Here is a 19115-nt window from a genome sequence, read left to right on the forward strand (position 1 = left end):
CGCTGGACAGCTTTGAAGACAACATCGCCCAAACATTCGAATCCCCCTCGCTACGCCGTCCCCAAAAGCGGCGTCGATGCCTGATGACAAAACAGCCTTGACTAAGGCAATGCGATTAGACAACCGCTGCACACTTTTGCGCGACATGCTCTAGCCGCCTTTGCTTGCCGCTTTTCCATCATGCATCTGCCGGCGCAGCAGTGCGACGAGTTCGCCGACCGCTGTCTTCAGCTGTTCCGGCAGAAAACCGCCAAAACCGAGCATCAGGCCAGGGCGGGCTGGCTGGGCGGCGTACATGGGAGAGATCGCGCGCACGGCGATGCCCACCGAAAGCGCCCGCGATGCGAGATGCACGTCGTCCGTTCCCTCCGGCAGCCAGAGGAGAATGTGCATGCCTTGGTCGCTCGGCTGGATGCGGCACCCCTCGGGCAGGGTCTGCTCCAGCGCCGACAGCAGGATGGCCCGGCGTTCGGCATAGAGGCCGCGGATGCGGCGGATATGGGCTTCGAAATAGCCCTCCTTCATGTAAGCGGCGAGAACATGCTGTTCCGATGTCGGCGAATGCCGGTCGAGAATGGCGCGCGCACCGGCGAAGGCTTCCGCGAGCTGAGGAGGGGCGATGACATAACCCAAGCGCAGCGAAGGAAAGAGCACCTTGCTGAAGGTGCCGAGATAGACGACGCGTGAGGGGCAGAGGCCCTGCATCGAGGGGAAGGGGTGGCCGGCATAACGCAATTCGCTGTCGTAATCGTCCTCGACGATCCAGGCGCGGGCCTGGTCGGCCCAGGCGATCAGGGCGTTGCGCCGCGCCATGCTGAGCGGCATGCCGATCGGATATTGGTGCGACGCCGTCACGAAGGCGACGCGCGCCTGCGGGCAGAGTTCGAGGCCGCGCTCCACGTTCATTCCCTGCGCATCGACCGGGACGCGGTGCGTGCGCAGGCCGAGATCGTCGAGTACGGCGGTAAGGCCGGGATAGGCCGGGTCTTCGGCCCAGACAGGATCATCGCGCGAGAGAAGCACGCGGCCGGCCATGTATAGGCCCTGCTGGGTGCCCGATGTGACGACGACCTGTTCCGGTTCGCAATGAACCGCGCGGGCGCGGCGGACGTGTTCGGCAATGGCGACCCTGAGTTCGAGCAGGCCCATCGGATCTTGATAGCCCGATGGGGCAGCCTCTCTCGACGCGCGCACCCGATTGCCGAGACGGCGCCAGTTGTCGTCCGGCGCGATGCCGGAGGCCGGGACGGCGATGGCGAAGGGAACGGGCGGGTGAGGGGCGAGGGCGCGGGCGACCGATATCAGCCGGGCGGCCGGGGCAGGCAGGTCCAGGCTATCCGCAGCCGGCGTTGCCGGTGGCGGCGCAAACGCCGGGGCCGCATCCATCAGAGCCGCGGCAATACGGGTTCCGGCCCCGACTCTTGCTTCGAGATAGCCTTCGGCGGTCAGTTGGTCGAATACCTCGACGACGGTGCCGCGGGCGATCCTCAGGGAGGCCGCGAGCGTGCGCGTCGAGGGAAGGCGTTCGCCCGGCCTCAGCTCGCCGCGGGCAATGGCGTTCCTGAGAGCCTGTGCAAGCTGGCGGCCAATATTGGCCGTTCGATCGATCGCATGGAGCGAAGGGATTTCGATGGTGCTGCGCCGTTTGGACATTGAAAATGGTCCATGAAGATTCTTGAAAATGGCGCTTCATGATGAACCAATTTTCCGCGAGAAGAAAGCGAGTGGCGGCCTCTGGAAAATGGAAATGCAGGATCTTCTCGTCGTTTATATCGCCTATGTCATCGCGGCAGGCAGCCCCGGGCCAAGCAACATGGCCATCATGAACGTGGCGATGCGCCAGGGGCGCCGGCCGGCGCTTGTGCTCGCCGCCGGGGTGATCACCATGTCGACCTGCTGGGGCCTGATCGCGGTCACCGGCATTTCCACATTGCTGGTTGGCTATGCTCATGCCCTCATCCTCCTCAAGCTCGCGGGTGGGCTCTACCTGCTCTGGCTCGCCTGGAAGGCGGCTCGCTCGGCCGTTGCCACGGATGTGCCGGCCGGCGAGTCCGCCCGGCCTGCCGCTGCGCTCGGCGCGCTGTATCGGCGTGGAATCCTCATGCATCTCGGAAACCCGAAGGCGGTGCTCGCCTGGGTGGCGATCATGTCGCTCGGCCTCAAGCCCGGCGCTTCGCCTGAAATGGCCGTCATGGCTTTCGGCGGCTGCGTGCTGCTCGGGATCTCGATATTTTCAGGCTATGCCGTGCTCTTCTCGACGGCGCCGATGGTGCGCGGCTACGCGCGGGCGCGCCGCTGGATCGAGGCAGGTCTTGCCGTCTTCTTCGCCGGCGCGGGTTCGCGCCTGCTGTTCTCGCATTGACCGCCTTTTGAGGACTGCATCATGTCTCCTTCGCCGTTTCATGGCCTCTCGGCCTTTCCGCCAACGCCTGCCGATCCGGAAGGCCGGGTCGATACCGAGGGGCTCGGCCGCTTGCTGGAACGGTTGTGCGAGGCAGGTGTTTCCTCCATCGGCCTTCTCGGCAGCACCGGGATCTATGCCTATCTCACGCGTGAGGAGCGGCAGCGGGCCGTCAGGGCGGCGGTCGAATGCGTCAGGGGCCGTGTTCCGCTCGTCGTCGGCGCCGGCGCGTTGAGGACGGACCATGCCGTGGATCTCGCCAGGGATGCCGAGGCTGCCGGTGCGGGTGCGCTTCTGCTTGCGCCTGTATCCTATACGCCGCTGACGCAGGAGGAGGCCTACCAGCACTTCCTCGCCGTGGCGAAGGCGACCAGGCTTCCGCTCTGCATCTACAACAATCCCGGCACGACGCACTTCACCTTCAGCCGCGAGCTTCTGCAGCGCCTCTCCGATATGGAGACGATCAGGGCGGTAAAGATGCCGCTGCCCGTTGATGGCGACCTGCGAGGGGAGCTTGCGCTATTGCGGGAAAAAACCGATCTCGCGATCGGCTACAGCGGCGATTGGGGTGCTGCCGAAGCGCTCTCTTCAGGCGCGGACGCCTGGTACAGCGTCATCGGCGGCCTGCTTCCGCGCACGGCGCTTGCTTTGACCAGAGCCGCGATGGCCGGCAGTGACGGCGAGGCGCGCCGGCTCGATGGCCTGCTGCAGCCGCTCTGGGACCTGTTCAAGGCATATGGAAGCATTCGCGTGATCTATGTGCTGGCCGAGCATCTGGATGTGCGGGCGGAGCTTCCGCGTCCCCTCCTGCCGCTTGGGCCGGCGGACCGGCGGCGCGTGCTCGATGCCGCGCGGCCGCTGATCGAGCTCGAACGTCAATCCTTGTTGTAAAGGCTGCTCAGCGGCTTTTTCAGGATGCTTTCGCGCAGCGACGTGCCTGGCTCCCGGCGGGTGATCGGCGGCTGGTCGGTGGGCGGCGCCGGCCGGGGAAAGACCGGCTCCTCGCGGCGCAGTTCGCGGCGCAGCGCATCCAGCCGCGGATCGATCGGGGCCGGCTCGGCCGGGTCCAGCCGCGGCGCCTGCGGCAGCAATTCGCGCCGGTAGGATTCGAGCTGTGCCGAAGCAGGCGCGGGCGGGGGGACGGGTTTCGTGTCGAAAGCCTCTTCTGCTTCCTGCATCTCGTCGAAACCCGGCATGGATGCCGCAACGCTTTGCTGGAAATTCGAAATGTCAGGCCCGACGGTCACCGCCCGCATGCGGGTGACGATCTTGCGCAGATCGACCGTGTCGGGATCTTCCTCGCTATGCTTGTTGTTGGCGCTGGCGGCCTTCGGCAGGAGGCTCTCGTCGACACGGGAGAAGCGCATGCGCATCGGCACGCTGATCGCCTCGCCGAAGGCAATCGCCTCGCCATTGCCGATCGAGGAGATGAAGCTCGTCGTCGAGATCGACGAATTCGGGATGGCCGAGCGGATGATTTCCTGGTCGCGGTCATTGGCAAGGCGCATGGCAAAGAGCGTCGAGCACTGCGAGAGGATCGTCTGGTCGAGTTCACCCGGCCGCTGGGTGATGATGCCGAGCGAGACGCCGTATTTGCGGCCTTCCTTGGCGATGCGGGCGATCGCCTGGCGTGTCGGCACGAAGCCCAGCGTCGGGTCGGAGGGGATGTAGCGGTGGGCTTCCTCGCAGACGACGAGCATGTGGATGGCGCCGTCGCTCCACAGCGCCACTTCGAAGGCCATGCGGCAAAGCACTGACGCAACCGAGTTGACGACCTCGGACGGAATGCCGGCAAGCTGGAAGGTGCAGATCGGCTTGTTATCGCCGGGGATGCGGAAGATCTGCGCGATGGTCTCGGTGATCGTGTCGCTGATCGTGTTGTTGGAGAACATGAAGTGATAGCGCGGATCGTTGATCGCGGCGATGAGGCGCATCTTCAGCGAGCGCAGGAAGGGCTTTTCCGCACGGCCTTCCAGCCGGCCGATGCGCTCGTCGATCAGCGCCAGGAGATCGGCCATGCGATAGGGAACCGGCGTATCGGCGGTGATCGAACTCTTTTCCGTCGTGCGGCGCACCAGCGAGTTGTCGCTGCCGCGGAAGGCGCGCTTGGCCTCCGGCATGATGTCGCGCAGCATGTCGAGCTCTTCCGGCACGGGCGGGCGGCCGCGGAAGACGACTTCGGCGAATTCTTCCAGCCGCATCAGCCAGAAGGGCAGGTCGAGCGTGTCCGTATCGATGGTGACGGCGTGTTTGGGAAAGGCGGCGGCAAATTCATTGTGCGGATCGAGGATCAGCACGCGCAGCTTCGGATTGGCCGCGATCGCCTTGTGCAGGAGCAGCGATACGGCGGTCGACTTGCCGACGCCGGTCGAGCCGACGACGGCGAAATGCTTGGAGAGCATCGAGGGGATGTGGATCGCCGCATCGATGCTTTCATCCTGCGTCAGCTTGCCGATGACGGCGGTCGTGCCGGCTCCGGCATCGTAGATGCGCATCAGGTCGGCGGAGCGGATGCGGTGGGCGATGGCGCCGAGATAGGGATAACACGAGATGCCGGTCGAGAATTCCTCGCTTCCGTCCTCGTCGACGCGGACTTCGCCGAGAAGCTCCGTCTCGATCTTGAAATAATTGTCCTCGCCTTCGCCCCAGGCATGGCTGCCGGTATTCATGGAGTAGACGAGGGCGACGACGCGGTTGCGCCCGACGCTGATCGAAATCAGCCGGCCGACGGACCAGAGTTCGGTGAGATCGGTGCCGCCCTGTTCGGCGACGGCGGCAATCGTCGCCCTGGAGCCGCTGCATGCAACGACGCGGCCGAGAAAGCGATTTCCCGGCGCATGGCCGTCGCGTCGATCGTGCTCGCCTGCCTTGCCAGACATGCGCAAGTCGTTGTTGGGCAAAGGCTACTCCTTGCAGTAGCGTTAAAGGATAAAGTCGATCCTTTAACAAATCCTTCATCCTAACGATTTCGGGAGGTGCCAAGCGCAGGGCAGTTTTTTATTGCGGCATGCGTTGACGCTGCGAAATTTTCTGTCTATCACTTCCCGCCATGAAAATCGCAACGGCTCTTATCGTGGTGGGAAGGCGCATGGGCAGGATGGTGTAACCATCCGGCGATAGCCACCCATGCGCTAGATGACAGGTCCTCCGGGGCCTTTTTTTGTGCCCGAAATCGGGCTCCCGGCCACAAACGCAAATCCCAGCATCAAACGGAACAGACACAGATGAGCACGGACAATCAGGCGGCAGGCAATCGGATGACGGGAGCGGAGATCGTTCTCAAGGCGCTGAAGGACAACGGCGTCGAACATATCTTCGGCTATCCCGGCGGCGCGGTCCTGCCGATCTATGACGAGATCTTCCAGCAGGACGAGATCAAGCACATTCTCGTTCGCCATGAGCAGGGGGCAGGCCATGCGGCCGAAGGCTACGCCCGCTCCACCGGCAAGGTCGGCGTCATGCTGGTGACCTCTGGTCCTGGCGCCACCAATGCGGTCACGCCGCTGCAGGACGCGCTGATGGATTCGATCCCGCTCGTCTGCCTGACCGGCCAGGTTCCGACCCCACTGATCGGCTCCGACGCCTTCCAGGAATGCGACACGGTCGGCATCACCCGGCCCTGCACCAAGCACAACTGGCTGGTCAAGGACGTCAACCAGCTCGCCGCCATCATTCATGAGGCCTTCCGCATCGCCCAGTCCGGCCGTCCGGGTCCCGTCGTCGTCGACATTCCGAAGGACGTGCAGTTTGCGACCGGCACCTATACGCCGCCCGCCGATTACGCGATCCAGAAGAGCTATCAGCCGAAGATCCAGGGCGACCTCAACCAGATCCACGCGGCGATCGAGATGATGGCGAATGCGCGCCGTCCGATCATCTATTCCGGCGGCGGCGTCGTCAATTCCGGCCCCGAAGCCTCCAAGCTGCTGCGCGAACTGGTCGATCTCACCGATTTCCCGATCACCTCGACGCTGATGGGCCTCGGCGCCTATCCGGCTTCGGGCAAGAACTGGCTGAAGATGCTCGGCATGCACGGCTCCTACGAAGCGAACATGGCGATGCATGATTGCGACGTCATGGTCTGCATCGGCGCCCGCTTCGACGACCGCATCACCGGCCGCCTCAACGCCTTCTCGCCGAACTCGAAGAAGATCCACATCGATATCGATCCGTCGTCGATCAACAAGAACGTTCGCGTCGATATCGGCATCCGCGGCGATGTCGGCCATGTCCTCGAAGACATGGTCCGCCTGTGGCGGGCGCTGCCGAAGAAGCCGGAGAAGAACCGCCTCGCCGACTGGTGGAGCGATATCGCCCGCTGGCGGGCGCGCAACTCCTTCGCCTATACGAAGAACAACGACGTCATCATGCCGCAATATGCGCTGGAGCGGCTCTATGCGCATACCAAGGACCGCGACACCTACATCACGACTGAAGTCGGCCAGCATCAGATGTGGGCAGCACAGTTCTTCGGCTTCGAACAGCCGAACCGCTGGATGACCTCGGGCGGCCTCGGCACGATGGGCTATGGCCTGCCGGCGGCGCTCGGCGTCCAGATCGCCCATCCCGGCAGCCTCGTCATCGATATTGCCGGCGACGCCTCGATCCAGATGTGCATCCAGGAAATGTCGACGGCGATCCAGTACGACGCGCCGATCAAGATCTTCATCATGAACAACCAGTACATGGGCATGGTGCGCCAATGGCAGCAGCTCCTGCACGGCAACCGCCTGTCGCACTCCTATACCGAGGCGATGCCTGATTTCGTCAAGCTGGCGGAAGCCTATGGCGCGGTCGGCCTGCGCTGCGACAAGCCGGACGAGCTCGACGACGCCATTATCGAGATGATCGAGGTCAAGAAGCCGGTCATCTTCGATTGCCGCGTCGCCAATCTCGCCAACTGCTTCCCGATGATCCCCTCGGGCAAGGCGCATAACGAAATGCTGCTGCCCGACGAAGCCACTGACGAAGCGGTCGCCAACGCGATCGACGCCAAGGGCCGTCAGCTCGTATAACGATAAGGTAGGAACCCAGGACCATGAACGCACACCTTCAGCCCACGGGCTCTGCCTATTTCATCTCTCCGGAAACGACGGCAATCGAGAGCCACACGCTTTCGGTGCTCGTCGACAACGAGCCCGGCGTCCTTGCCCGCGTCATCGGCCTGTTTTCCGGCCGCGGCTACAATATCGAGAGCCTCACCGTCTCCGAGACCGAGCACCAGGCGCATCTCTCCCGCATCACCATCGTCACCCGCGGCACGCCGCAGGTTCTGGAGCAGATCAAGGCGCAGCTCGAGCGCATCGTGCCCGTGCACCGTGTCGTCGACCTGACGGTGCGCGCCCGCGAACTCGGCCAGGACCGCCCCATCGAGCGTGAAGTGGCGCTGGTCAAGGTGATCGGCGAGGGCGAAACCCGCGCCGAGACACTGCGCCTCGCCGATGCCTTCCACGCCAAGGTGGTGGACGCGACGATCGATCACTTCATCCTGGAGATCACAGGCAAGTCGTCGAAGATCGACCAGTTCATCGCGATCATGAAGCCGCTTGGCCTGATCGAGGTCTGCCGGACGGGCATCGCGGCGATGAACCGCGGCGCGCAGGGGATGTAAGCCCGCAACTTTACTCCACGTCATCCTCGCCTTGTACCGGAGTTGTCCGGTGGGCGGGGGACGGAGAGGTTGCCACAAGTTTCTTCTCCCCAGCGGGGAGAAGGTGCCGGCAGGCGGATGAGGGGGCTGCACGGCACGACGTCGGCCACGTGATTTGGCGAAACGTTTCCTTCTCGTCATTCCTACGAATCCCTTGGACGAAGCAGTAGGGAATGAACTGTGGAGAGGGTGTGCCGCGCGGCCCCCTCATCCGCCCTACGGGCACCGACCGGGGTCGAGCCGCAGGTCTCGACCCGTCCTTCGGACCCCCGCCGGGGAGAAGGGGGAATCGCGAGGTTGCGGCCTATAATCGGATAGGTGTGGAACAGTCTGAGCCGCCGGCGATCACAGCATCTCCAGCGGCTTTTTCCCTGCCGGCGGCGGGAAGGAGGCGTCGAGCGCTTCCCAGTCCTCGTCGGTGATCTCAAGCGAGACACAGTCGCGGTTTTCGCGAACGCGTTCGGCATTCGAGGTCTTCGGAATGACGATGACGCCGTCGCGTTCGAGCAGGAAGGCGAGCGCCAGTTGCGCCGGCGTCGCCTGATAGGCCTTGGCGATGCGGATCAGCTCCGCATTGTGGAGGATATGGCCCTGCTCGATCGGGGAATAAGCCATGACAGGAATGCCGCGGCTTTGGCACCAGGGCAGCAGATCATACTCGATGCCGCGGCGGGAGAGGTTGTAGAGCACCTGGTTGGCGGCGACATTGGCGTCGTCGGGCACGCCGAGCAGTTCCACCATGTCGTCGGTGTCGAAGTTGGAGACGCCCCAGGCGCCGATCTTGCCGGAGGACTTCAGCGTCTCAAAGGCGGCGACGGTTTCTGCGAGCGGATAGTTGCCGCGCCAGTGCAGGAGATAAAGATCGATGCGGTCGGTGCCGAGGCGCTGGAGGCTGTGTTCGCAGGCCTCGATCGTGCCTTTCAGGCTGGCATTCCACGGATAGACCTTGCTGACGATGAAGACCTCGTCGCGCCGTCCCTTGATCGCCTGGCCGACGATCTCCTCGGCGCCGCCGTCGCCATACATTTCGGCGGTGTCGATCAGCGTCATGCCGAGATCGATGCCGGCCCTGAGGCTTTCGATCTCGGCCCTGGCATGGCCGGCATCCTCGCCCATGGCCCAGCTTCCCTGGCCGAGCGCCGGCACATCTGTGCCGTTCGGGAATGTGATCGATGGGATAGGGTCGTCCTGCATGGTCTTGATCCTAGAGCATGATGCCGAAAAGTGTGCGCGGTTTTCGGACGACATCATGCTCTAACTCTTTAATTGAGAACAGGATTCAGATTTTAAGCCAACGGGCCTAAATCATCCTGTTCTCGGCAAGAGATTGGGCTGCGCCGCTATCTTTCAAGTAATCCTGTCACCATGACAATGATGCAATGGCATCGGCGATTTAGGGCAATTATGCTGACCTAAATAATGCGGGCTGCTGGAAAAGCCCGCTTCGGGAGGCCGCATGCCGCTGGATACGTTTCTCGCCCTCGTTCTCTTCGCCTTCACGACGTCGATCACGCCGGGGCCGAACAATATGATGCTCTTCGCCTCGGGCGTTAATTTCGGCTTCCGCAGGACGATCCCGCATATGTTCGGCATCGGTGCCGGCTTTTTCTCGCTGCTGATCGGCGTCGGTTTCGGACTCGGGGCGCTGCTGCACACGATGCCCGTAGTCTATACGGCGCTGAAGTTTACCGGCGGCGGCTATCTCGTCTGGATCGCCTGGAAGATCGCCTCGTCGCGCTCGCTCAGCGAAGGCAAGAGCGGTGCGGCGCCGATGTCCTTCGTCTCGGCGGCGGCTTTCCAATGGATCAATCCGAAAGCCTGGGTGATGGCCGTCACCGCGATGGCGACGTATACCAATCCCGAGCTTTACCTCTTGAGCGTGCTGATCGTCGGCCTGGCTTTCGCGGTGGTCAACGTGCCGAGCGTTTCGACCTGGGCGGGCTTCGGCTCGGCTCTGCGGGAATGGCTTTCCGATCCGGTGCGGCTGAAATGGTTCAATATCACCATGGCCGTGCTTCTGGTGGCGAGTCTCTGGCCGATGCTAAAATAGAGCGATCGACGGTTTCGTCAGCATCAGCCAGAAAATGCCGAGGACGGCTGCGAAGGCCGGAAAGCCGAAAACGAACCAGATGTGGTAGAGGCTGTCATAGCTCGGCGGCAGGGCGCTTCCCGAGCTTGCCGCGGCGCGGGCGAGATTGCGCAGCTGGATCTGAATCCAGACGACCGGCAGCCAGAACAGGCCGGTCACGACATAAAGCAGCAGCGACAGCGCAATCCAGCCCTCCGACAGGTCCCAGCCGATCGACCGTGCCAGGAGATAGCCGGTGACGGGCTGGAGAAGGGCGGCGGTCGCCGTGAAGACGGTGTCGGCGATGACGACGGTTGCGGCGACATGGGCGATCAGGGCGGGATCACGCGTGCGGTGCGCCATCACCATGAAAAAGGCGATGCCGGCGCCGGTTCCGAAGAGCACGGTCGCGCCGATGACATGGGCAAGCAGCAGCCATTGCTCGAGCATCAGCGTTCATCCAGGGTGGCAAGGGCCGTGAGCGTCAGCAGGATCGATGGCAGCACCTTGACGAGCGGACCGAGCGGATCGAGCCAGAGGGCGGGTTCGAGAAGTGTGCCGCCCGTGAGATAGGCCAATGAGACGGCCAGCATGCCGAGAAGGGCGTGTCCGGCGAGCGGGCGGACAAGGACGGCGGCGCCGAGCGCGATGTCGATGAGGCAGGTGAGAAACGTCAGCGCCATTGCCGCCGCATCGGGCATGAAGGGCAGGAAATGCGCGGATGCCTTCTCCAATGCCAGCAGCGGGATCAGGCCGGAGAGCAGCCAGAAGGCCGACAGGCCCGTTATGACCAGCGGCTTCAGGAGATAGAGCCTGGCGAACCAGAGATCCTGCACGCCGGAGGGATTGGCCGAAAGCGTCGCTGCCGCGGATGTCGCGGCAAGGCCGCTCTCCGCCTTCGCGCTTTTGACACCTTCGGACATGACGGTCATCGCCGTCGAGCGCAGCGGCGACCGCCAGCCGAGCAGGCCTGCGGCATCGGCGAGCCAGGTCACCGGCCGCGCAAGCCAGGCGCCAAGGGAAATCACGCGGGCGGGCGGCAGGCCCAGCCATTGCCGGTGCAGGCGCACGAGATCGGCGAGCGTCAGCACCTCGTCGGCGGCAAGAACGATATCTCCGCGCAGATCGCCTGAAACCGCCTGCGATACGGCTTCCGCCACGTCGTCCACCGACAATGTTTCGACCGGGCTTTGCGCATGGGTGAGCGGCAGCGTCAGGGGAAAGGCGGCCAGCGCCCGGATGAGCGACGAGCCGCCATGGGCATTGCGGCCGAGAACGAGGGCAGGGCGCAGGATGAGGTGAGGCAGGCCGCTTGCCGCCAGCGCTTCGTCGGCCCGCCGCTTGGTGGCGAGGAAGGGCAGATCGCCGGCCGCGCCCGCCGTCCTTGCCGATATCTGCACGATCAGAGGCTGTGAGCGTTTCGCGGCGGCATAGAGCGCCAGCATCGCATCCGCCTGAGTGGCCGCCAGATCGTCCGACAGGCCATCCTGCAGCGCGCCGGCGCAATTGATGACGGCATGCTGGCCTTGGAGGAGCTCTTCCCAATCCTCGGGTTTCGTCATGCGCGAGAGATCGGCCCGCCGCCAGTTTATCGCAGGCTGCTTCAGGTTCGCCCGCGCGGGATTGCGGCCAAGCCCGGTCACGGCATGCCCATCGGCCGCAAGCCGGGCAGCGACGACGGAGCCTATGAAGCCGGTTGCGCCGAGAATCAGGATGTTCATGGCAGGAGATTAGCGGAAAAGTTTGAGGGGGATAGGAGGGCTTGGCGGGGGCGTGGGGTGTGATAGAAAGAGAAGAGATGTTTATACGAGGATGCTTTGAGGAAGGGCGGGGCCTTGCCGCGAGTCCCCTTCTACCCAGCGGGGGTCCGAAGGACGGGCGAGACCCGTGGCTCGCCCCGGTCGGTGGCCCGAAGGGTCGGATGAGGGGGCGGCAGGCACGCCGTTCATTACCCTTCGTTTGACTCAACACATTGGCGGATCTGCCGTGTGGCCCCCTCATCCGCCTGCCGGCACCTTCTCCCCGCTGGGTAGAAGGGGTGTCCGGGCCGCCGCCGAGAGAAGAAACGGACGCCGCTATCTGCCGTTCCGGGAGGACATCGCCTTGCATGATCACGACCACCATCAAGATCACGACAACCACTATTCCGACATGCAAGCCCGCGTCAAAGCGCTGGAGACGCTGCTGACGGAGAAGGGGTTGATCGATCCGGCGGCGATCGATGCGATTGTCGAGACTTATGAGACGAAGGTGGGGCCGCGCAATGGCGCGCGTGTCGTCGCGAAAGCCTGGAGCGATCCGGAATTCGCGGACTGGCTGAAGCGCGATGCGACGGCGGCGATTGCGAGCCTTGGGTTTACCGGCCGGCAGGGCGAGCACATGCGCGCCGTCTTCAATACATCAGACACCCATAACCTCATCGTCTGCACGCTCTGCTCCTGTTATCCCTGGTCGGTGCTCGGCCTGCCGCCGGTCTGGTACAAGGCGCCGGCCTATCGCTCGCGCGCCGTCATCGATCCGCGAGGCGTGCTGGCCGAGTTCGGGTTGGTGCTGCCCGAGGAGAAGAAGATCCGCGTCTGGGATTCGACGGCGGAACTGCGCTATCTCGTCATCCCCGAGCGGCCCAAGGGTACGGAAGGCATGGATGAGGCCGCATTGGCCGATCTCGTCAGCCGCAATGCGATGATCGGCACGGCTGTTGCAGGCAGCCCGGAGGCTCTGTCATGAACGGACCGCACGATCTCGGCGGGCAGATGGGTTTCGGGCCTGTCGCGCCCGAGAAGGACGAGCCCTATTTCCATGCGGAATGGGAAAAGCGGGCGCTCGGCATCACGCTTTCCTGCGGTGCTTTCGGCGCATGGACGATCGATGAAAGCCGGCATGCGCGCGAAAACATTCCGCCTGCCGATTATCTCGCGGCGAGCTATTACGAGATCTGGATTCGCGGCGTCGAGACCCTGCTCGAACGGCACGGTTTTGCGACGCGCGAGGAGCTGTTGTCCGGGCACAGGCTGCAGGATGGGACGGCGCCGAAGCGGGTGCTGAAGGCCGAGATGGTGCCGGCGGTTCTCGCGAAAGGCGGGCCATGTGATCGTCCTGTCGAGGCCGCGCCGCTCTTTGCGGCCGGCGAGGCGGTGCGGACGAGGAATTTCAATCCGGCCACCCATACGCGCCTGCCGCGCTATGCCAGGGCCAAGACCGGTATCGTCGAAGCGGTGCAGGGTTCCTTCGTCTTCCCCGACGACAATGCGCATGGCAAGGGCGAGAACCCGCAATGGCTCTATACCGTCGTCTTCGACGGCACGGAGGTCTGGGGCGAGGGTGCGGGCCCGTCGCTGACCGTATCGATCGATGCATGGGAGAGCTATCTTGAACGAGCATGAAACACCGCCGTTGACACAATCGCCCGGCCTGCCGAAGTCACTGGAGGGTGAGCCGGTTTTTCCCGAGCCCTGGGCGGCCGATGCCTTCGCCATGACCGTGCAGCTCTACGAAAAGGGGGTCTTCACCTGGGATGATTGGACGTGGGCGCTCTCAAGGGAGCTGCATAGGGCTGGCCGGGCCGAGGATGGCAGCGATTATTTCACCTGCTGGGTTGGCGCGCTGTCCGACATCATCGTCGACAACAACATTGTCGATATCGACGCGATCCTCGAGACGCAGGAAAGCTGGCAGCGGGCCGCGGAAGCGACGCCGCATGGCAAGCCGATCGAGCTTGCCAACGATCCGCTGCGCTGACCTCACGACGGGAACTGCTTATAGCACTCCTCGGCCACCGCGCGCAGCGCTTCGCGCGAGATTTCGCCGGTGACGGCGTAGCCGAGTTCGCCGTCGATCCAGTAGAAGGTCTCGAGATTGCCAGAGGAGGCGAAGCGGAAGCTCGTCGTGCGGTTTTCCCGATTGCGGCCGACCATGACGGTCAGGCGCTCGCCGGCCTGGTTCTCGTACATGAACATGGCGCCCGGTTTGCCGTCGACCGGCAGCAGGCGGCCGCCGACCAGCTTGAAGCCGAGCGGCTGCAGGTTCGGGATCTTGAGGTTTTCGATCGCCAGGCGCTTGCCGAGCCAGGTGGCGAGATGGGCCTCTTCGTCGGCGAACACCTCGACGGGATGGCGGACCTCGGCGGCATAGACGGTAAAGGCGGTCTCGGCCTGTTTCGGGAAGGTTTCGGAGCCGGCAAGCTGCAGATCCGGCCTTTCCAGGAGGGCCGGCCCGTAATGGCCGCTGACGGCGCCGAGGGCGAAGACGATGAGCGCCGCGGCTGCTGCTGCCCAGCTCTTCCGCGCGGATGAAGTCACGCGCGGGGGCGCGACGAGCAGGGGATCGCTATCCCTGGGCTTTTCGTAACCGGCAAAAAGGGAACGGATGCCTGTGTTCTGCGCCTGCCATTCGGCGACCATCGCCGCTTCGTCCGGATTGTCGGCGAGGTAGGCCTCGATGCGCGCGCGGGCCGTTTCCGGCAGTTGCCCGTCGGCATAGGCGTGGAGATCGGCTTCGGTGACGATCGGGTTGGTTTCGTTCATTTCGGTCTCCGAAGCGTAATGACGTTATCGGCCTTCAGATGCTCGGCGACGCGCCGGCGGGCGCGCGACAGGCGCGACATCACGGTGCCGATCGGAATATCGAGCGCGGCGGCGACTTCGCTGTAGCTGTATCCCTCGATGACCACGAGCATCAGCACGGCGCGGTGCTCCTCCGAAAGGCTGTTCAGCGCATCGTTGAGCCGGGCGCGCTCCAGCGGATCGGCCGGCGGTTCGGGCGATGCCATATCTTCTGCTGCGTCGAGCTCGACCAGGCCGTCGCGCGCCTTGCCGCGCCGGCCGTTGCGATAGAGATTGGTCATGATGGTCAGAACCCAGCCGCGCAGGTTGAGGCCGCGCCATTGGCCGCGGCGCGCCAGAATCTTCTCGACACAGTCCTGGAGCAAATCCTCGCCATCGGCATCCGAGCGCGTCAGGCTGCGCGAATAGCGCCTGAGCGAGGGCAGGAGGGCCAGGATCTGGCCCTCGAATGTTTCGGGTGCGGGTGTTTTCACGCCGGTTCTCTTGGCGTTACGGCTTGGCGAGATCCCAATTGCCGCCGACGCCGTCGCCGGTGATGTCGCCGGCCTTCTTGTCCTTGACCCAGTAATAGAGCGGCATGCCGTCCTTGGCCCATTGCTTCGTGCCGTCCTTGCGTTCGATGATCGAATATGCACCATCGGCCTTGGCATCGGAAGCCGCCATCAGCGGGGGCCAGTTCTTGGCGCAATCGTCGTAGCAGTTGGAAACGCCCTTGGCGTCCTTCTTGAAGGTGTAGAGGGTCATGTCGTTTTCGCCGGCAAGCACCTTGCCCTTGGCGGATTCGACTTCCTTGACGGGAGGGGCGGCAAAAGCCGCGGTCGCGGCAAGGGCGGCTGCGGCTGCGACGGACAGGAATTTCACGGATGTCATGATGTCTCTCCTCAGGTTGGGCACGCAATGCTGCGATACCTGAGATGAGACACGGGACGAGGCGGTTTTATTCCCCATAGAGCGAAAATAGTCGTCGCAAGGGAAGCGCCCACAGTTCAGCGCCACAGGCTGCCCCGGCAGATCATTTACATCACGCCGTTTTGCGGATATCCTATATCCTTAATCTGGTTCGCGGAACCAGCCATTACGAGTTGCTGAATGATCCTGAAAAGCCAGGTCGAGTGGGCGCTGCATTGCTGCGCCATTCTCGCGGGCCTGCCCGAGGGCAGGTATCTCTCCACCAAGGCGCTCGCCGAGCTTCATGGTCTGCCGAAGGAGTATCTCTCCAAGGCGCTGCAAAGCCTTTCGCAAGCCTCCCTCGTCGATACCACACTCGGCCCGAGCGGCGGCTACAGGCTGGCGAGATCTCCCTCCGAGATCAACTTCCTCGACATCGTCGAAGCGGTCGAGGGAAAGGCGCGCAGCTTCACCTGCACGAACATCCGCGAGAACAACCCGTGCCGGCCGGCCGGCTATTGCGACAGCAAGCCTTGCGCCGTCGCCCGCATCATGTGGCAAGCCGACGAGGCCTGGCGCGATACGCTGAGGCGCGTCCGCCTCTCCGATCTCGTCGATACCCTGTCCGAGGACGTGCGGCCGGACATCTGGCAGAGCACCTTCGAATGGGTACTGAAGCGCGCCGGCTGAGAGGCGGCGAATCTCTACGCCCTGAAAATGGTCCTGATGGTCTTCAGGATGGCGTGGGCGTTGCGGGCCTGTTCCGGGGGCAGGGCGGCGCCGTCGCGGAAGCGTTCGGCGCGGCCGGCGAGGGCTTCGGCGATCTCTTCGGCCAAAGCGGGGCGTTCGGTGAGCAGCGGCGCGAAGGCTTCCTGGTCGATTTCATAGACCGTCACCGGGGTCAGGGCCTCCAGGGCACAGACCTCCTGCATGCCGGCGAGCAGGCCGGTCTCGCCGAAGAAATCGCCCGGCGCGAAGCGCCCGCGCTCTTCGCCTTCGCGCCGCGCCACGATGATGCCGGCGCGAACCATCATCAGCGAGGGCAGCATTTCGCCCTCCCGCGCGATCACATCGCCCTTGCGGAACTGCCGGACCGTGGTGGTCTCGGCGAGTTTCTGTTTTTCATCTGATGTCAGTGTCCCAAAGACCGGAATGGCTTCGATCAGCGCAAGCGGCGTGACGCTCGGCGGCTTGGCGTTTTCTTCCGTCGGCAGGGCGGCGGTCACGACATTGGCCGCGGGTGGAACGGCCAGAAGCAGGCCGGCGGATTTGCAATGGCGATAGACGAGATCGAGCACCTCGTTTCGCGCCGGCACGCGCTGGCTGGGGCTCGTCACCCGGAACTGCAGCTCGACTTCGAGCGCGGTGGCATCCAGCCCCTTCAGGGCGACGACCGGCGGCGGGTCGCGCACGATCGAATTGCAGCTCGTGAGCGCGGAGAGCATGACCTGGCGGATCGATGCCGGCATCCGCGTCGGGGCGATGCGGATGATGAGGGTCAGCAGATGCGTCTCGTCCGGCCGGCTGACATTGGTCAGGCCGAGTTTCGCGAGAAAACTGTTCGGCAGGACGACGATATTGTTCGCGCTGGTCAGGATGTGGGTCGCGCGCCAGTTGCTTTCGATGACGCGCCCTTCCGTGCCGTCGCTCAACAGGATCCAGTCGCCGATGACATAGGGCCGGCCGAGCGTCAGCGCGATGCCGGAAAAGACGTCGGCGAGCGTGTTCTGGAGCGCCAGACCGAGAATGATGGCGACCACGCCCGATGTCGCGACGAGGGTTCCGATCGGCACGCCGAAGACGAAGGCGAGGATCGAGAGCGCCATGCCGATATAGACGACGCCGATGACGAGATCCTGGAGCAGGCGGGCCTCCCGCGGGCTGCCCTCCAGCACCAGATAGAGCCTGATGAAACCGATGACGGCCCATGCCAGGTGAACCCACCAGAGCGATTTGGCGACGATGACGAGCAGGGCCTGCGGGTCTTCGGACTGATATCCCTGAAAGCGATGCGGTTCCATGCCGCTGCCGACGAGGATCAGGGTCATCACCGCAAAGAAGAGGATCTGCACCACCAGCCGCGTCGTCGGCCGCTGGCTGGAGAGGAAGTACCAGACGAGGATGCCGGCAAAGCCGACCACGATCAGGGATATCAGCGGCTTGCCGAAGAGCGCGTCGTAGATCATCTCTGTCTGTCTCCGGAAGGGGCGGGCGGCACATGATTCAGCATGTCGGCGAGCCGCGCAAGCCGATGCTTGCGCGGGGGATTTTCAGTTCTGCAGCGGGAAGGTCAATTCCTTCTGGTCGGTGTCGACGACGAAGACGGCGAGCAGGCGGGCGGGCTCGGTCTCGCTGCCGTTGGCGCTGACGCCGTGGCGGTCGCCCGGCATTTCGGAAAAGCTCTCTCCGGCCTGATAGACCTTGACCGGGCCGTCATTGACCTGGCTGCGGATCGATCCTTCGAGCACGGTGGCGTAGATGAAGGCCGAGTCCGGGTGGGTATGGCCTTCCGAGAAGCCGCCCGGGCCGTATTCGACCAGCACGCCCTTGATGCTCTTGCCCGGCACGTTCGGCAGTTCGTGCTCATAGACGAGCGTCACCTTCGCGGATTTGCTGCTGTCGTGGGCGGCGGCGCCGGTGGCTGTGAGAAAGGCGAGGGCGGCGGCGATGATCGATGCTCTGATCATGGGAATCTCCTTTGTTGCTGAGGTGGAGAGGACGCGCCCGAGCGGCCGCGCCCTCAGGCAAGCCGATCACTTCGACTGGGCCGATTTGGCGAACCACTCTTCGAAGGTGATCGTACCGAGCCGCGGATTGTCGTCGGAGACGAGCGACTGATCGTTCAGTCTCGCGCCGAAATATCGCGCCTCGGCATCGGCCTCGACGGTCCTCGGGTCTTTCGTCGCCTTCAGGTAGCGGGCGACGAGTTCGCTGAGGCGGGCCCGTTCCGGGCCTGCTATCTCGACCGTGGTGTTGGCGGGGGCGGAAAGCGCCACGTCGGCCATGGCGTCGGCAACATCGTTGGAAGCGATCGGCTGAACATAGGCCGGCGACAGGCGGACCGTCTGGCCGACGGTGCCGGATTGGGCGATGCCGTTCAGGAATTCCATGAACTGCGTCGAATGCACGATGGTATAGGGAATGCCCGAGGCTTCGATCAGCTTTTCCTGGGCGAGCTTGCCGCGGAAATAGCCGCTTTCCTGCAGGCGCTCGGTGCCGACGACCGAAAGGGCGATATGGTGCTTGACGCCTGCGGCCTTCTCGGCGGCGAGAAGATTGCGTCCCGAGGTCTCGAAGAATTCGAGCACGGCCTTGTCCTCGAAGGAGGGCGAATTGGCGAGGTCGAGCACGACCTCTGCGCCGGCAAGCGCTTCCGCCAGCCCTTCTCCGGTGATCGTGTTGACGCCGGAGTTCGGCGAGGCGGCGATCACCTCATGGCCGCGCTTGCGCAGGCGTTCGACAGTCTTCGAACCGATGAGGCCGGTTCCGCCGATGACGACGATTTTCATAACGGATCTCCCTTCGCTGCCGGGGCGCGGCAGCGTC

20 protein-coding genes are annotated in these 19115 nt (G+C 64.0%); 9 read left to right on the forward strand and 11 right to left on the reverse strand.

Annotated features, from left to right (window positions below; genetic code table 11):
* Positions 1-150: 150 nt before the first annotated feature.
* Positions 151-1653 (reverse strand): PLP-dependent aminotransferase family protein, encoded by a 1503-nt coding sequence (locus ATY78_RS15780; RefSeq protein ID WP_088683260.1) that lies wholly within the window; start codon positions 1651-1653, stop codon positions 151-153.
* A gap of 94 nt (positions 1654-1747) precedes the next feature.
* On the opposite strand from ATY78_RS15780, the gene ATY78_RS15785 reads away from it, so the two are divergent.
* Together ATY78_RS15785 and ATY78_RS15790 are read left to right on the forward strand one after the other, a co-directional pair.
* Entirely contained in the window at positions 1748-2362 is a 615-nt protein-coding gene (locus tag ATY78_RS15785) for a LysE family translocator (protein WP_088683321.1), read from the forward strand.
* An 18-nt stretch (positions 2363-2380) separates the two neighbouring features.
* Complete coding sequence (locus ATY78_RS15790; protein ID WP_088683261.1) at positions 2381-3292, forward strand: dihydrodipicolinate synthase family protein; 912 nt, start codon at positions 2381-2383, stop codon at positions 3290-3292.
* Here ATY78_RS15790 and ATY78_RS15795 read toward each other — a convergent pair.
* Entirely contained in the window at positions 3277-5301 is a 2025-nt protein-coding gene (locus ATY78_RS15795; protein ID WP_088683262.1) for an ATP-binding protein, read from the reverse strand. The genes ATY78_RS15790 and ATY78_RS15795 overlap by 16 nt on opposite strands.
* Positions 5302-5625: 324 nt before the next feature.
* Here ATY78_RS15795 and ATY78_RS15800 point away from each other — a divergent pair, with 324 nt between their 5' ends.
* Complete coding sequence (locus tag ATY78_RS15800; protein ID WP_088683263.1) at positions 5626-7416, forward strand: acetolactate synthase 3 large subunit; 1791 nt, start codon at positions 5626-5628, stop codon at positions 7414-7416.
* 23 nt (positions 7417-7439) lie between these two features.
* Entirely contained in the window at positions 7440-8012 is a 573-nt protein-coding gene (ilvN, locus tag ATY78_RS15805; RefSeq protein WP_088683264.1) for an acetolactate synthase small subunit, read from the forward strand.
* A 384-nt stretch (positions 8013-8396) separates the two neighbouring features.
* Here the strand turns inward: ilvN and ATY78_RS15810 are convergent, their stop codons facing one another.
* Complete coding sequence (locus tag ATY78_RS15810; protein WP_088683265.1) at positions 8397-9245, reverse strand: aldo/keto reductase; 849 nt, start codon at positions 9243-9245, stop codon at positions 8397-8399.
* A gap of 262 nt (positions 9246-9507) precedes the next feature.
* Between ATY78_RS15810 and ATY78_RS15815 the strand changes: the two genes are divergently transcribed.
* Positions 9508-10101 carry a LysE family translocator gene (locus tag ATY78_RS15815; RefSeq protein ID WP_088683266.1) on the forward strand — a complete coding sequence of 198 codons (594 nt, stop codon included), beginning with the start codon at positions 9508-9510 and terminating at the stop codon, positions 10099-10101.
* Here ATY78_RS15815 and ATY78_RS15820 read toward each other — a convergent pair.
* Both ATY78_RS15820 and ATY78_RS15825 read right to left on the reverse strand, forming a co-directional pair.
* A complete protein-coding gene (locus ATY78_RS15820; RefSeq protein WP_088683267.1) occupies positions 10093-10569 on the reverse strand; it encodes a DUF2269 domain-containing protein in 477 nt (158 codons plus the stop codon). The two genes, ATY78_RS15815 and ATY78_RS15820, sit on opposite strands and share 9 nt — an antisense overlap.
* Entirely contained in the window at positions 10569-11840 is a 1272-nt protein-coding gene (locus tag ATY78_RS15825; protein WP_088683268.1) for an SDR family oxidoreductase, read from the reverse strand. The genes ATY78_RS15820 and ATY78_RS15825 overlap by 1 nt, the downstream gene beginning before the upstream one ends.
* A gap of 382 nt (positions 11841-12222) precedes the next feature.
* On the opposite strand from ATY78_RS15825, the gene nthA reads away from it, so the two are divergent.
* Genes nthA through ATY78_RS15840 form a run of 3 tightly spaced genes read left to right on the forward strand, consistent with a single transcriptional unit; the run spans position 12223 to position 13857 of the window.
* Positions 12223-12846: a nitrile hydratase subunit alpha gene (gene nthA, locus ATY78_RS15830; RefSeq protein ID WP_088683269.1), complete on the forward strand. Its 624-nt coding sequence runs from the start codon at positions 12223-12225 to the stop codon at positions 12844-12846.
* Positions 12843-13502: a nitrile hydratase subunit beta gene (nthB, locus tag ATY78_RS15835; protein WP_088683270.1), complete on the forward strand. Its 660-nt coding sequence runs from the start codon at positions 12843-12845 to the stop codon at positions 13500-13502. The genes nthA and nthB overlap by 4 nt, the downstream gene beginning before the upstream one ends.
* On the forward strand, positions 13489-13857 hold the full coding sequence (locus tag ATY78_RS15840; protein ID WP_088683271.1) for a nitrile hydratase accessory protein: 369 nt from the start codon (positions 13489-13491) through the stop codon (positions 13855-13857). The genes nthB and ATY78_RS15840 overlap by 14 nt, the downstream gene beginning before the upstream one ends.
* Positions 13858-13859: 2 nt before the next feature.
* Here the strand turns inward: ATY78_RS15840 and ATY78_RS15845 are convergent, their stop codons facing one another.
* Genes ATY78_RS15845 through ATY78_RS15855 form a run of 3 tightly spaced genes read right to left on the reverse strand, consistent with a single transcriptional unit; the run spans position 13860 to position 15551 of the window.
* Positions 13860-14642: an anti-sigma factor gene (locus tag ATY78_RS15845; protein ID WP_088683272.1), complete on the reverse strand. Its 783-nt coding sequence runs from the start codon at positions 14640-14642 to the stop codon at positions 13860-13862.
* On the reverse strand, positions 14639-15154 hold the full coding sequence (locus ATY78_RS15850) for an RNA polymerase sigma factor (RefSeq protein WP_088683273.1): 516 nt from the start codon (positions 15152-15154) through the stop codon (positions 14639-14641). The genes ATY78_RS15845 and ATY78_RS15850 overlap by 4 nt, the downstream gene beginning before the upstream one ends.
* Before the next feature lie 16 nt (positions 15155-15170).
* Complete coding sequence (locus ATY78_RS15855) at positions 15171-15551, reverse strand: hypothetical protein (protein ID WP_064694634.1); 381 nt, start codon at positions 15549-15551, stop codon at positions 15171-15173.
* Between the two features lie 219 nt (positions 15552-15770).
* Here ATY78_RS15855 and ATY78_RS15860 point away from each other — a divergent pair, with 219 nt between their 5' ends.
* Positions 15771-16259 (forward strand): Rrf2 family transcriptional regulator, encoded by a 489-nt coding sequence (locus ATY78_RS15860; protein ID WP_088683274.1) that lies wholly within the window; start codon positions 15771-15773, stop codon positions 16257-16259.
* 14 nt (positions 16260-16273) lie between these two features.
* Here the strand turns inward: ATY78_RS15860 and ATY78_RS15865 are convergent, their stop codons facing one another.
* The 3 genes from ATY78_RS15865 to ATY78_RS15875 form a co-directional block, all read right to left on the reverse strand.
* Positions 16274-17755: a cyclic nucleotide-binding domain-containing protein gene (locus tag ATY78_RS15865; protein WP_088683275.1), complete on the reverse strand. Its 1482-nt coding sequence runs from the start codon at positions 17753-17755 to the stop codon at positions 16274-16276.
* 84 nt (positions 17756-17839) lie between these two features.
* Entirely contained in the window at positions 17840-18256 is a 417-nt protein-coding gene (locus tag ATY78_RS15870) for a cupin domain-containing protein (protein ID WP_088683276.1), read from the reverse strand.
* Positions 18257-18322: 66 nt separating this feature from the next.
* The gene (locus tag ATY78_RS15875; RefSeq protein ID WP_088683277.1) at positions 18323-19078 is read right to left on the reverse strand and encodes an SDR family oxidoreductase; all 756 of its coding nucleotides are present in this window, start codon (positions 19076-19078) and stop codon (positions 18323-18325) included.
* Positions 19079-19115: the final 37 nt, after the last annotated feature.

This window comes from Rhizobium sp. R635 (assembly GCF_002211285.1).
In the GTDB taxonomy this organism is placed as follows: domain Bacteria; phylum Pseudomonadota; class Alphaproteobacteria; order Rhizobiales; family Rhizobiaceae; genus Rhizobium.

Bases quoted from the DNA above. Each gene is read 5' to 3' on its own strand.
- ATY78_RS15785 (WP_088683321.1), top strand. From the start codon at position 1,748: ATGCAGGATCTTCTCGTCGTTTATATCGCCTATGTCATCGCGGCAGGC.
- ATY78_RS15820 (WP_088683267.1), bottom strand. From the start codon at position 10,569: ATGCTCGAGCAATGGCTGCTGCTTGCCCATGTCATCGGCGCGACCGTG.
- ATY78_RS15865 (WP_088683275.1), bottom strand. From the start codon at position 17,755: ATGATCTACGACGCGCTCTTCGGCAAGCCGCTGATATCCCTGATCGTG.
- ATY78_RS15875 (WP_088683277.1), bottom strand. From the start codon at position 19,078: ATGAAAATCGTCGTCATCGGCGGAACCGGCCTCATCGGTTCGAAGACT.
- ATY78_RS15845 (WP_088683272.1), bottom strand. From the start codon at position 14,642: ATGAACGAAACCAACCCGATCGTCACCGAAGCCGATCTCCACGCCTAT.
- ATY78_RS15855 (WP_064694634.1), bottom strand. From the start codon at position 15,551: ATGACATCCGTGAAATTCCTGTCCGTCGCAGCCGCAGCCGCCCTTGCC.
- ATY78_RS15800 (WP_088683263.1), top strand. From the start codon at position 5,626: ATGAGCACGGACAATCAGGCGGCAGGCAATCGGATGACGGGAGCGGAG.
- nthB (WP_088683270.1), top strand. From the start codon at position 12,843: ATGAACGGACCGCACGATCTCGGCGGGCAGATGGGTTTCGGGCCTGTC.
- ATY78_RS15810 (WP_088683265.1), bottom strand. From the start codon at position 9,245: ATGCAGGACGACCCTATCCCATCGATCACATTCCCGAACGGCACAGAT.
- ATY78_RS15780 (WP_088683260.1), bottom strand. From the start codon at position 1,653: ATGTCCAAACGGCGCAGCACCATCGAAATCCCTTCGCTCCATGCGATC.
- ATY78_RS15815 (WP_088683266.1), top strand. From the start codon at position 9,508: ATGCCGCTGGATACGTTTCTCGCCCTCGTTCTCTTCGCCTTCACGACG.
- ATY78_RS15860 (WP_088683274.1), top strand. From the start codon at position 15,771: ATGATCCTGAAAAGCCAGGTCGAGTGGGCGCTGCATTGCTGCGCCATT.
- ATY78_RS15825 (WP_088683268.1), bottom strand. From the start codon at position 11,840: ATGAACATCCTGATTCTCGGCGCAACCGGCTTCATAGGCTCCGTCGTC.
- ATY78_RS15870 (WP_088683276.1), bottom strand. From the start codon at position 18,256: ATGATCAGAGCATCGATCATCGCCGCCGCCCTCGCCTTTCTCACAGCC.
- ilvN (WP_088683264.1), top strand. From the start codon at position 7,440: ATGAACGCACACCTTCAGCCCACGGGCTCTGCCTATTTCATCTCTCCG.